We start from the raw sequence: 12,936 nt of genomic DNA, 5'->3' as shown, positions 1-12,936 counted from the left end.
ATCAACCACTTTCATCCAAATTTTTTAATCATTAAATGCTGTAACTCATGACTATGAATATCCAACAGGCACTCAATAACATTACCAAGAACATCCATCTGACCCAGCCACAAATGGAAGATGTCATGCGCAGTATCATGCAAGGTGAAGCCACTGATGCTCAAATCGGTGCGCTAATGATGGGCTTGCGCATGAAGGGTGAAAGTATTGATGAAATTACAGCCGCTGCACGTATTATGCGTGAATTCGCGATTAAAATTGATGTCAGTGATATTCCTCATCTGGTAGATATCGTGGGTACAGGTGGTGATGGTCAAAACTTATTTAATGTTTCAACCGCTTCAAGTTTTGTGATCGCTGCTGCGGGAGCAACTATTGCGAAACATGGTAACCGCGGTGTATCAAGTAAATCAGGTTCTTCTGACGTGCTGGAACAGATTGGCATTCAACTTGATTTAGACATGCAGCAAACAGAACGTTGTATCCGTGAAATGGGCGTAGGTTTCCTGTTTGCGCCAAATCACCATAAAGCCATGAAATATGCGGTAGCGCCACGTCGTGAATTGGGCATTCGTAGTATCTTTAATTTACTTGGTCCACTCACCAACCCTGCTGGCGTAAATCGTTTTGTAATTGGCGTATTCTCAGATGAACTTTGCCGTCCCATTGCTGAAGTATTAAAACAGCTTGGTGCCGAGCATGTACTGGTGGTGCATTCTAAAGATGGTTTAGACGAGATCAGTCTAGCTGCGCCAACCGCTGTGGCTGAGCTTAAAGATGGCGAAGTTACAGAATGGACGTTGAACCCCGAAGACGTTGGTATCGCCTCTCAAACACTCACCGGTTTAGTCGTCAATAGTTCAGAAGAAAGCTTAAAGCTAATCAAAGATGCTTTGAGTCGTGACAAATCAGACGTAGGCGAAAAAGCAGCAAATATGATTGCACTCAATGCAGGTGCAGGCATTTACGTCGCAGGTATTACCAAAACCTATAAACAAGCCGTTGAGCTGGCTCAAGATATTCTTTACGGCGGACAAGCCTTAGAAAAAATGAGTATCTTGGCTGAATTTACCAAAACATTGAAACAATATCAGGCAGACTAAGGACTTCTCATGATCGATATTCAAAATACCATTTTAGGTAAAATTGTTGACCGCAAACATGAGGAGCTTGCAGCACGTTTAAAACAACGTAGCTTGCATGATGTTGAGCAGTGGGCAAATGAAGCAACGCCTGTGCGAGGTTTTGCCAATGCTTTACAGCATAAACGCCCTGCTGTAATTGCAGAAATTAAAAAAGCATCACCTTCTAAAGGTGTGATCCGTGCAGACTTTAATCCTGCGGAAATTGCACAACAATATGAACAAGCAGGTGCAGCCTGTTTATCGGTATTGACCGATGTGGATTTCTTCCAAGGTGCAGACGAAAATATTGCGATTGCACGTCAGCATTGTGCCCTACCTGCTTTGCGTAAAGATTTCTTGATTGATCCTTATAATGTGGTTGAAGCACGTGCGCTACATGCTGATTGTATTTTATTGATCGTGGCATGTTTATCAGATCAACAACTGGAAGAAATGTCGAAAACAGCATTTGAACAACAGTTGGATGTATTGGTTGAGGTGCATGATGAATATGAATTGGAACGTGCGCTAAAACTTTCTGAGCAATGTATTTTGGGTGTGAACAACCGTAATCTTAAAACCTTTGATGTGGATTTAAATACCTCATTGCGTTTAAAGAAATTATTGCCTGCTTCCCGTATCTTAGTTACTGAAAGTGGTATTGCCATGCCTACTGATGTAGAGATGATGCAAGCCAATGACATTCATACTTTCCTTGTGGGTGAAAGCTTTATGAAACAGCCTCGCCCTGATCAAGCATTTCATGCATTGTTTGGGCAACCTGAGCAGATCTAAGCAAATCAGGTTCAAGGTAAAATTCTACCTTGAACCTTTAAAAAAGTTGCTAGAACTAAATATAGACTCTAAATAAAGAATAAAAATTAGAGTTCAAAATACTAAAAGATAAAAATCGATGAAACAATATGAGTAATTTTTTATTAATCTTGGGGCTGATCTTTTTAGTTAGCTTTCCTATTTATAGTCATCTATTTTTCTACGAAAAAATTCAGAGTTTTAAAGATCCAAGAGTCGCCTATTTCTTTACTTTAATTCCTGGGCTTATTCTTATTGGCATTGCCATGTATTTGTCCCCCGCAAAGACCTACATTAAAACTGAAGAGTGTGGCATCGTAAAACAATATAAAATGTTCCCCAAGAAACGAAGTCAAATCGAGCGCCTGACGATTGTCATGGACCAATCTGGCTATATTCGTTATTTTGACTTTGATCATACTCTGCCGCGTGTTCAAGTAAATGAGCATATATGCTTTGAACTTTATGATCGCTTTAAGAATAGGGGTTTAAACCAATCACGCATTATCAAAATCATTACTCTTCCTTAAGTAATAAACGCCATTAAACATTTAGTTTTTTAATACAAAGATCACAGTAGAAGTAAAAACTAAATTAATTTCTCACCTACACATTCAATTCTGTCTAATGATTTAAATTGCATTCCTTTTCCCTATGAATGCAATTCAGTTCAAATCATCACGGTTTCGGACTATAATTTTATATCTCTCGTATCTTGCCTATTTTTCTAAACTTATGAGTAAACACGATTCATCGCTTTCTAAAGACCAGTTTAACTTACTGAAAGCCTTTAAAAAGCAAATCTCTAATCCTCAAGCGAGTGCTATTGCAAAACAAGCAGAGTCACAAAAAGCTCCAGCCGTTGCAGAAGAGTTGGAAGATACTGAGCTTTTTAAAAAAGCCCTGCTTGGGGTAAAACCAATCGACAATCAAAATATTGCCGATACTCGCGTTGCACGCAGTAAAAAAGTCGATGCTCAAACCTTGGCAAAACGTGCTGCGGCAGAAGGTGGCGCAGAGCAAGAGCTTACAGAAATTTCCGATACCCAAGCAATCTTAAATCCTGTTGCCAGCCAAGCAACTTTAAGCTATCGCATTGCGACTTTACAGCACAAAGTATTTGAAGACTTAAAAGCAGGCAAAATTCGCTGGTTCGAGGCGGTTGACCTACATGGCTGTACCGTTGAGCAAGCACGTGCTGCGGTCTTACAAGTACTTCAAATGGCAAAAGATGAAAATCAAAATGTCGTTAAAATTGTGCACGGTAAAGGGCCCGAAGCAATTTTAAAAACCTATGTCAATGGTTGGCTCAGACAGCATCGTGATGTGCTTGCTTTCGTTAGTGCGCCAGAAAATCAAGGCGGTACAGGAGCGGTTTTAGTCCTGCTCAAACGTGCCGAAAAGAACCCTAAGTACAAACAGTAATCGGCATTTTTATCAAAATTAAGATTTCCAATCGTTTTCTGATACAATTGCCGTTTTTGTTCAACCCACCTAAGTGAACATTGTTATGTCTATGCAGCAATCGTACGCAAATATCTTAACTGCCGTTGGTGAAGACCTAAATCGCCCGGGCTTAAAAGATACGCCAATGCGTGCGGCTAAAGCTTTCTCTTTTTTAACTTCTGGCTATAGCAAAACGCTTGAAGAAGTTACAAATAGCGCGCTCTTCCCTTCCGATAACCATGAAATGGTATTGGTCAAAAATATTGAATTTTATTCACTTTGTGAACATCATCTACTGCCATTCTATGGTCGTGTGCACATTGCATATTTACCTGAAGGTCAAGTTTTAGGTTTATCAAAATTTGCGCGTATTACAGAAATGTTTGCACGTCGTCTACAAGTTCAAGAAAACTTGACGCAGCAAATTGCAGAAGCAGTTGCAGAAGTGACTCAAGCACGTGGTGTTGCAGTTGTAATTGACTCTGCGCATATGTGTATGATGATGCGTGGTGTAGGTAAACAAGAATCAACCACACGTACGGTTTCTTTTGTTGGTGATTTTAAAACCGACAAAGATGTACGTCGTGAATTCTTAAGTGCTGTTCCTGAAAACTATTAAGCTTTCTGAATAATGATTCTAGCCATTGATGTTCATTATAAAGAAAATTCAGCTTTCATTGCAGGTGTAATTTTTCCCGTATGGGAAAGTACAACTCCAAAACAGATTTATACAAAACACATTCATCCAATTGCTGAATATGAATCAGGTAATTTTTATAAACGAGAATTACCTTGTATTCTTGCGTTACTACATGACATTCATGATCCAATTGATTACATTATAATTGATGGATATGTCACCTTGGGTCATGAAGGTAATGCTGGTTTAGGCAGTCATCTCTGGCAAAACTTGATCCCCAAAATCCCAGTGATTGGTGTGGCGAAGAATTATTTCAAAGATACGCCTAAAGCATGTGAAATTATACGTGGTAAAAGTCTTAAACCGTTATATATCACAAGCATTGGCATCGATTTAGAACAAGCGAAACAATATATTATGAGGATGTCAGGACAACATCGTATTCCCAACTTGCTCAAATTAGTCGATCAAGAAAGTAGAGCGTTTTTCTAATGCCATCTGTTCAGTTAGCAGGTTTCGGCGATTTAATCGCAAATGAAGCAAGTATTGATTATCCTCGTCCCGATCGTTTGGTTCAAGGTAATCCCGAACGTTTAACCTATAGTTTATATGAACATCCACATATGGACTGTGGCATCTGGCAATGTGAAGTCGGTGCTTGGAATATTCAATTTTCTGAAAACAAACAAGAGTTTTTTCAGATCATTGAAGGAATTGTGCGTATTCACGATGCAAAAACCAATTCTTTTATTGAAGTGACTGCTGGAAATGCAGGGATTATTCCACCCGCATTTGTCGGTACATTTGAAGTGATTGAAGCAGTTAAAAAATACTATGTGATTGTTGAGATTTGAACTTATCTTTTCTAAAAAACTGAATGTGGTTCACTATTAAAATATTGAGCAATTCTTGTTTTAAATTCACAGGCCACTTTTTCAGGCAAATAAATTTTACGCACTTGTTGCTCTGAATAAAAAGAGGGTATCAAGCTGAGTGTAATATGCCTTTCAAAGTCTTTCCATCCTAGCAAACTCTTTAACCTAGTTAATGTCAAAGCTGGCTGTATTTTATAATTCGTATATAAATTCATCATAATCTCAGTAATATCATCATTTTCTCTTATTTCATCGATAATTACCTCAAAACAACGTAATTGTATTCTTAGCCATTCAGCATACCATGCCATAAAGCTATCAGCTCTTTTTATAAAAAATGAATTTTCTTCAAACTCATATATCATTCCTTTATGCATTCCATTCGTAATAATACAATATTCACTAATATAGCTTCCCCAGCCAATGCGCATAAAGCTCCTCACATTAGCATCAAGCCATTCACCATATTCTGGTGTTAAATCCATAGAATACAACTCAAAATCATCTAAAGTCGTGATACCTGTATCAGGTCCACAACACCCCATACCCAACTGCAATAAGAAACTCCTAAACTGAGTTGGAATTTGAATATTTAGTTGCTCTTCTAATTGAAACAACTTTTCTTCATCAACTGAATTAATAATATATTGGTTCAGACTAGCACCATCTACAACAAAACATTGGTCAAACTGTTTAAGTTTTTTTATTTTTTGAGCCACTTCAGACCACATTTTTATTTTCCTATAAAACAATCAACTTTAAAAAAAGTGTACATAACCCACACCGATTTTATTCCAGTCTTTATGATCCTGCTGTTCAAAATCCCAGTTTAAACGTAAAGCATGATTTGTATTCAAACTATATTGAAGTTGCATACCGACTCTTAAATTCCACTGACTCCGATCTTGCCAATACGGTAACTCAATCTGTACCACGCTGTTAATATTGTCTGTCCACAGATTCATACATCCTACCGTTGGCCCTACTCCAACACGCCAGCCTTTATCTAAATTTTTGCCACCTTGAATATGACTTTGCAATTGGGCATAACACAAATTTCGACGATCATAATCTGCCACGCTATAGCCAACTTGCATATTTAGATTCATCACACCATGTTGCTGATCCTCACTAAACTGCCCTTTCTCAACTGACTCCTGTTTCCAACCTAAATTAAAACCCCAAGTGAGTGGTGATTTAAATGGTTGAATCGGGTTATAGGAATTTACCGACAGTAGATCTAAATGTTCTAACTTAAGCTTGTCGTCGCGGTATTGCAGACTGCCATCTAAAAACAAAAGTTGTGTGCCTGCACGATAGCCACCTTGTGGATCAATTAAATCGTGATAAGCCTGACGATGCCCAAGTTCAATAAACTTCTGTCCTTGTACTTCACCCACATTTACCGACAAGTTACGGGCATGGTGCCCTTCTACAGGCTGCTTTTTCGGACGTATCGGTTCTTGACGTTGTTTATCAATCTCGATTTGACTACGCTGAGCAAGTAACTGACGTAATTGAGGTTGGGCAAAATCCGCATCTACCTTATGGCTAATATATTGTAGATATAAATCGTCATAAGCCATTTCTAAAATCTTGGCCTGATCTTGTGGCTGATATGCTTTTAAAATGGGTTGAGTCTGATCTGTCTCGGTAAAAGCAACCTGATGAGCGACTTTGGCTAAAGCTGTGCCATGCTGCTTGGCTTGAGCAAGTAATTGGGTTTCCAAAGCTGGTCGATACACGACTTCTTTTACTAAATTTTGTTGATCGACAGCCTTCAAGGTTTCAATTGGAATGGCAGCATAGTTAAACTGCTGTTTTAAGTTTAAATTTGGACGTACTAAATCAATTAAGCCAAGTAAACGGTAGGCACAGTTATCGCTAACAAAATAATAAGGGAAACTCACATGCTGCATTTCCCAAATATGCTCAACTAGAAACCGAGTTTCCTCTGGGGTTAAATTCAGCTCATACTCCCACAGGTCACGACTTTCAAAATCACCGTATTCTTTTACTTTACGATAATACGGCATTAAAGAATATTCACCTGGATATTGCCCTGTTAAACCTTTCCATGCATAAGACCAGTTATCATCACCTTTCACTGTGGCAGCATAGTTCACTGCATAGGACACTAGATTGAGTTGCTTCTGATCCTTTGGATCTAAACGCAATAGCGTATGTCCAAACATCGAACTTGGATTACCCATAAAATCTGTTGCATAAATCAAAGTCGCTTTATACGGTTTGATTTGATTGATCCAGTCCTCAAATTCCGTACAATTTACTTTTGGCAGCTGTTGATCACTAAGGTTGAGCTGTTGCATCAACCAGCGGCTACGCGCGGGAAATTTACAACGGATGGATTGGTTATCTGGAGCTTCTACAAATAAGGCTTTAATGTCAGCTTGTAATTCATTCTTTAAATTTGTTTTACCATCTTTTGCGTAAAAATAACCCGCATAAGTAACTTCACTATTTTGTTTTTGGTCGGCATACATCAAGCGCTGCCATGTGATGTGCTGATCTAATTGTTTTTGTTTCGCGATGTCCAAATAAGTTTGAAAATCTGATTCAACCATCGCGTGGGCAAAGTGACACATCAAAGACGCAAGTACAAAAGTAGCTAATTTCATTCAATCGCAATTTTTAAGAATAATGATCGTAGGTATAAGAAAACCCTGTCATCAAGACAGGGTTTTAACATGTAGCAAATTAAACGTATGCTTTAAGCACTGCATCTTTTGCCATCACACTTTGTAAAGCGTCTAGCACTTGAAGCGAGTTTGCATTTTTACTTGAATAAATTTCAGCAAAATTTGCTTTAGACACAGCAAAGAAACGTGCTTTGTCATTGGCTTTAATTTGCATTAATTCAGCAAGTACATTTAAGCTTTCGCCTTGGCCAACGGCCATATCACGCGCTAAAGATTCAGCATTTTCATTGGTAAAAGTCACCACTTGAGCTGTGACAGTACCACCTTGACGGCATCCTAAAGTACCAAAAGTAATACCTAATAATTGGTTGGTAAAAATACCATTGGTTGTCGCAGCAAGAATTTTAGGTGCAACACCTTTTTTACCTGCCCAAATTTGTGTACCAGCACCACAACCGACATCATTATCAGCCATTGCAACTGTTGAACCAGCGGTCAATAGAGCAGCTAATGCAATTTTTTTTAACATAGGAACGATCTCCAGTATCAATTATTCTTCAGTATTTGTTATCACTATTGTGTTGTGTAATTCTTCCTACACAAAAGTTAAAATAGCGAGCTTAGCGCGCTTTAGCAAATAAATTTTGAAATATATCTGAAATATTCATAACAAAAGGAAATTAGATGCTCATTTTAAACGATTTTCGAATGGCCTAATTTAACCGCCAAGCCCCATTTTTATCTCGCGTCCCCAAGATTTTTAATACCAACACTAAGCTCAGCAATAATAATAAATACCATGAACCTAATTTACCCCACCCCACCATATGCCATGCATCGACTTGACTTGGGTACAACCAAATTTTATAGAAGGTACTGATGTTCTCTGCAATCCAGATCAAGAAGGCAAGCAACAATAAAATCGGCAACATCGGCACCCTAAAACGATGCTGTTGCAATTGAAAATAAAGTTTTGTTTTCCAGAAAATCAAAATACTCCAAATAAATAATGCAACACGAATATCAGGAATAAAAAACTTGGTCATAAAGTTGAGATAAGACAACACTGCCAAACACAGCATATTGCCAAAATTCGGCAAATTCTCGAATGAAACGTTATAGAGCCGCAATGAGCGAGCAAAAAAACTCCCCACTGCTGAATACATAAACCCCGCAAACAATGGCACAGTAAGTAATTTCAATACCGCTGGTTGTGGGTACTGCCATGAGGCAATCGCTGGATGGGTCAAAAATATTTCCATTCCCATCGCCATGATATGGAATAAAGCAATGACTTTTGCTTCTGCCCATGACTCGAGCTTTAAATAGATCAGACAGACTTGAATGATCAAGGCATAAAACAGCAAATAGTCATAACGAAAGAAGCCCCAATATTCATGACTTCCCATCGGTGCGGTGACTGCAAATGCAATCAAAAGCAACAATCCAAATAAGGCAGCCGAAGCTGCCTTAAAGATAAAGTTGAGCGGTAATACAATCAACGGCACAAAACTGATCCTAGCGTGTTTATCTTGAAATGCTTAAAAATATCAACCTAAATATTTAGCACTGTATTCATGTACAGTATCTACAAAAATCTTAGGTTGTGCTGGATCGACCCATTGGGTAATACCATGACCTAAGTTTGCGATATAGCCTGTTTTTTCACCATTGGCATAAGCATCATCAATCATGGCTTTCACTGATTTTTCAATTGAAGCGGCTGAACCATAAAGCACAGCTGGATCTAAATTACCTTGTAATGCAGCTCGTCCTGCAACCACATCACGTGCAGTATAAAGCGGTGTGGTCCAATCTAAACCAAACGCATCAGCCCCTGTGGTGAGCATCGTTTCCAACCACTGACCACCACCTTTGGTAAACACAATAATCGGAATACGTTGACCATCTTTTTCACGTTGAAGACCTGCAATAATTTTGGTCATGTAGTTCAATGAAAATTCAACATATTCTCTATGCGCGAGCGCACCGCCCCAGCTATCAAAAATCTGAATCGCTTGTGCACCTGCATCAATTTGCGCATTCAAATAATCAATCACTGAATCAGCTAAATGATCTAGCAAAGCATGTAACACTTCTGGCTGTGCGTACATCATATTTTTAATGAAGCGAAACTCTTTACTTGATCCACCTTCAACCATATAAGTTGCTAAAGTCCACGGACTGCCAGAGAAACCAATCAAAGGAACTTGGCCATTTAAAGCAGAACGAATGGTCGAAACAGCATTCATGACATAAGCCAGATCAGATTTGGCATTGAGTTTTGGCAAGTTTGCCACATCTTGTTCAGTACGTACTGTTTTATGAAACTTCGGCCCTTCACCTGTTTCAAAATACAGACCTAAACCTAGAGCATCAGGTACCGTTAAAATATCTGAAAATAAAATTGCAGCATCCAGTTCATAACGGCGTAATGGCTGCAAGGTCACTTCACAAGCAAAGTCAGTATTTTTACATAGAGATAAGAAATCCCCTGCCTGCGCACGAGTTTCACGATATTCTGGTAAATAACGTCCTGCTTGACGCATCATCCATACAGGTGTGGTGTCTACAGGTTCACGTAATAAAGCTCGTAAAAAACGATCATTTTTCAACGTTGTCATTACCCATCTCTAAATTGTTTCATATAGCGCGCATCATAACAAAGTTAGCTTGGAATTTATAATTTCAATCGTACTCAAATTTATGAGCTGAAATAAATTTCGCTTTTACACAAAACTGCTACTGCAAGCTGCATTATTTTCTGTAATACTTGCAATATCTTATATCTCAATATGAATAATTCTTAAGGTTGAATTACATGTTTGTTCGCTCATTACTCGCTATGAGTTTAAGTTGTATTCTTGCTAATGTTGCTTTTGCTGCGCCAACAACTGAGCAACCATTAAATCCAAAACAAATTACAGGTTCGGTCCAAGATCCGATTGATCCCTTAGCCATTGACCGTTCGGCATCAAGTGTTGTTGCTGATCCTGCGTCAAGTGTTGCAGCTCCAGCGGTATCTGAACCTCAAGTCAATACGGGTGCGGCATCAGTCGTATCGCAAAAATTAGAAAATACACCGGATACCACCACGGCAACAACCGCTGCTCCAGCTGCTAAAATTTCATGGACTTTAGACAGCATGAATAATGCTGAATATCCTGAAGCTTTGCCAAAAGGACAACTTCCTGCCTACGCACGCGCACATGTCATGTTGAACAATGCACATGCATCACCAGGTGCGATTGATGGTTCAAACGGTAAAAATACACTAAAAGCGATTGCATCATTCCAGCAAATGAATGGTTTAACACCAACAGGTCAGTTAACCAAGGAAACTTGGGATGCATTGGTTGCTAAGCAGACTAAGCCAGCTTATGTTGAGTACACCATTACCGACGCAGACTTAAAAGGTCCATATGCTGACTCAATCCCTTCTGATTATGCACTACAAGCAAAAATGAAAGGTTTGTATTACACCCGCGTAACAGAGATGTTAGGTGAAAAATTCCATATGGATGAGAATTTCTTAAAGAAACTGAATCCAACTGCAACATTTAAAAAAGCGGGTGAAAAAATTATTGTGGCCAATGTCCGCAATGACTTACCTGAAGATATTCATTTGATCGTTGCACACAAAGGCGCAAGACAGCTTTATTTGTTCAATAGCCGTAATCAAATGATTGCATCATTTCCTGCAACAATTGGCAGTACTGATACGCCTTCTCCAGCAGGTACCTATAAAGTAGTCGGTGTTGCCAAAAACCCTTGGTATAGTTATTCACCATCTAACTTTGTGCAAGGTAAAAACCTTAAACCACTTTCTCTACCACCTGGTCCAAATGCACCAGTCGGTAATATTTGGATTGGTTTAAGCAAAAAATCATTTGGTATTCATGGTACACCAAACCCATCTTTAATCTCTAAGACTGCATCACACGGCTGTATCCGTTTAACCAACTGGGATGCCAATGACTTAGGTGCTAAAGTACGTTCAGGTGTTACTGTAAAATTCTTAGAATAATCTAGGCATTTTCTACAAAAACCGAATATCAGTGCTTGATATTCGGTTTTTTATTTCAAAATACTTTCTTCTATATTCGGTAAGGGCTGATAATAAATCTGATTGCGCCCAAGTTGTTTTGCTCGATACAAAGCTTTATCTGCTGTATGAATCAACATCTCTTGACTAATTTTCGGATTGCCGTTAAATACCGTAATCCCCAAACTAATAGTTACATGATTAGATACCAATGATTTATCATGTGGAATCATTAAGCGGTCAATGGCACGATAGATATTGGTCGCAACTGCATAAGCACCTTGTGCAGAGGTCTCAGGCAACAGTACAACAAACTCCTCCCCTCCATAACGAGCAATAAAATCCATATGTCGAATCGAGCTTTTAATGGTTTTCGCAATAGCTGAGATCACCTGATCCCCCATTTGATGCCCATAAAAATCATTGTAGTTTTTAAAATAATCAATATCGATAAATAAGACCGAAAGCGATTTGCGCTCTTTACAGGCTAAATCATAGTAATAGGTACACATCTCTTCAAAGGTACGTCGATTTGACACATCGGTCAGTTCGTCATGCTGACTCAGATGTAATAACTCAGATGCTTGTATCCGTAAAATCTGCTCATCAATTTCTGAAATTTTGGACTTTATAAATATTTTTCTTTCTTTTGAAGTCAACATCACACTAATCGAAAAACCCAGCAGTAAGCTTCCTATTAGTGTGCGCCCAATCATGAGAAAATCACTAGGGTTATCAAACCAATATAAAAGAAACAAAATCGAAATTGCGGCAAAGGTACCAATCCATAACATATGTAGTGGTCGAATGCCACTCAGGATAAAACCCAACATATACAGAAATGCAATGAGGACCATGGCCTGATTTTGCAGTACCAGATTTGAAACACTCATCATCAAAAATGAGGTGAATACAATGGTCAGGAACACTATCAGGCAAGCGGCAGGGTAAAATAAAGGATTGAGTTTTTTAAAGCGTGAAAAAGCCCAGAATAAGAACAGTGCAATCCCCACAACAATTAAGCTGAGAATACTGTAGATAAAATCGAGGGCAAAATATGTACTGCCACGAATCACGAGAAAATTAGATGGCAGGATCAACAGCACAAATATAGTATAGGTAATCACCCCCTGACCAAAGAACTGAATCGCATTGAGACGTGTTCTGTCTACATTAAATTTCCAGAATTCATTTTCTAATTTTTGCGGTAAAGTTTGATGGGTATTCTTAGATTTAGAATGTTGGGCAACAAGCTGCTCGAGGTCTTCTTTCGACCTCCGCAATTGATCAAGATCATAGCCGTTGTCCATCCCAGATACTCTTTTTATGCTGC

General features: G+C 38.8%; 14 protein-coding genes. 8 read left to right on the top strand and 6 right to left on the bottom strand.

Translation table 11 applies throughout. The features are described from left to right. Window positions 1–53 precede the first annotated feature (53 nt). The 7 genes from trpD to B2727_RS16465 all read left to right on the top strand — a co-directional run bounded on the left by trpD (window position 54) and on the right by B2727_RS16465 (window position 4,877). Window positions 54–1,103, top strand: a complete 1,050-nt coding sequence (gene trpD / locus B2727_RS16495; protein WP_032812186.1) for an anthranilate phosphoribosyltransferase — start codon at window positions 54–56, stop codon at window positions 1,101–1,103. Between the two features lie 9 nt (window positions 1,104–1,112). Next, complete coding sequence (trpC, locus tag B2727_RS16490) at window positions 1,113–1,919, top strand: indole-3-glycerol phosphate synthase TrpC (RefSeq protein ID WP_005202409.1); 807 nt, start codon at window positions 1,113–1,115, stop codon at window positions 1,917–1,919. A 128-nt stretch (window positions 1,920–2,047) separates the two neighbouring features. After that, the gene (locus tag B2727_RS16485; RefSeq protein ID WP_005202407.1) at window positions 2,048–2,467 is read left to right on the top strand and encodes a hypothetical protein; all 420 of its coding nucleotides are present in this window, start codon (window positions 2,048–2,050) and stop codon (window positions 2,465–2,467) included. A 205-nt stretch (window positions 2,468–2,672) separates the two neighbouring features. After that, complete coding sequence (locus B2727_RS16480; protein ID WP_017402419.1) at window positions 2,673–3,362, top strand: Smr/MutS family protein; 690 nt, start codon at window positions 2,673–2,675, stop codon at window positions 3,360–3,362. A 91-nt stretch (window positions 3,363–3,453) separates the two neighbouring features. Beyond that, complete coding sequence (folE, locus tag B2727_RS16475; protein WP_005202404.1) at window positions 3,454–4,002, top strand: GTP cyclohydrolase I FolE; 549 nt, start codon at window positions 3,454–3,456, stop codon at window positions 4,000–4,002. 12 nt (window positions 4,003–4,014) lie between these two features. Next, complete coding sequence (locus B2727_RS16470; protein WP_005202402.1) at window positions 4,015–4,515, top strand: endonuclease V; 501 nt, start codon at window positions 4,015–4,017, stop codon at window positions 4,513–4,515. Further along, window positions 4,515–4,877, top strand: coding sequence for a cupin domain-containing protein (locus tag B2727_RS16465; protein ID WP_005202400.1), 363 nt, complete (start codon window positions 4,515–4,517; stop codon window positions 4,875–4,877). Before B2727_RS16470 ends, B2727_RS16465 begins: the two co-directional genes overlap by 1 nt. A gap of 11 nt (window positions 4,878–4,888) precedes the next feature. Here B2727_RS16465 and B2727_RS16460 read toward each other — a convergent pair whose 3' ends face one another. From B2727_RS16460 to hemE, 5 genes are all read right to left on the bottom strand, one after another. After that, on the bottom strand, window positions 4,889–5,629 hold the full coding sequence (locus B2727_RS16460) for an SMI1/KNR4 family protein (protein WP_005202399.1): 741 nt from the start codon (window positions 5,627–5,629) through the stop codon (window positions 4,889–4,891). A gap of 27 nt (window positions 5,630–5,656) precedes the next feature. After that, on the bottom strand, window positions 5,657–7,537 hold the full coding sequence (locus B2727_RS16455; protein ID WP_005202398.1) for a DUF4105 domain-containing protein: 1,881 nt from the start codon (window positions 7,535–7,537) through the stop codon (window positions 5,657–5,659). A 79-nt stretch (window positions 7,538–7,616) separates the two neighbouring features. Then, window positions 7,617–8,087 (bottom strand): DUF3015 family protein, encoded by a 471-nt coding sequence (locus tag B2727_RS16450; protein WP_005202397.1) that lies wholly within the window; start codon window positions 8,085–8,087, stop codon window positions 7,617–7,619. Between the two features lie 184 nt (window positions 8,088–8,271). Continuing rightward, window positions 8,272–9,066 carry a DUF817 family protein gene (locus B2727_RS16445; protein ID WP_005202396.1) on the bottom strand — a complete coding sequence of 265 codons (795 nt, stop codon included), beginning with the start codon at window positions 9,064–9,066 and terminating at the stop codon, window positions 8,272–8,274. 42 nt (window positions 9,067–9,108) lie between these two features. Continuing rightward, window positions 9,109–10,182: a uroporphyrinogen decarboxylase gene (gene hemE / locus B2727_RS16440; RefSeq protein ID WP_005202395.1), complete on the bottom strand. Its 1,074-nt coding sequence runs from the start codon at window positions 10,180–10,182 to the stop codon at window positions 9,109–9,111. A gap of 197 nt (window positions 10,183–10,379) precedes the next feature. On the opposite strand from hemE, the gene B2727_RS16435 reads away from it, so the two are divergent. Next, on the top strand, window positions 10,380–11,585 hold the full coding sequence (locus B2727_RS16435; protein WP_004808556.1) for a L,D-transpeptidase family protein: 1,206 nt from the start codon (window positions 10,380–10,382) through the stop codon (window positions 11,583–11,585). A 50-nt stretch (window positions 11,586–11,635) separates the two neighbouring features. Here the strand turns inward: B2727_RS16435 and B2727_RS16430 are convergent, their stop codons facing one another. Then, on the bottom strand, window positions 11,636–12,913 hold the full coding sequence (locus B2727_RS16430; protein WP_005202394.1) for a diguanylate cyclase: 1,278 nt from the start codon (window positions 12,911–12,913) through the stop codon (window positions 11,636–11,638). Window positions 12,914–12,936 lie beyond the last annotated feature (23 nt).

Origin of the sequence: Acinetobacter sp. UBA991 (assembly GCF_002292065.1) — a bacterium.
Lineage (GTDB): Bacteria > Pseudomonadota > Gammaproteobacteria > Pseudomonadales > Moraxellaceae > Acinetobacter > Acinetobacter higginsii.
The sequence above is the reverse complement of the archived record's forward strand: the minus strand, read 5'-3'. Positions and strand labels throughout refer to the sequence as shown.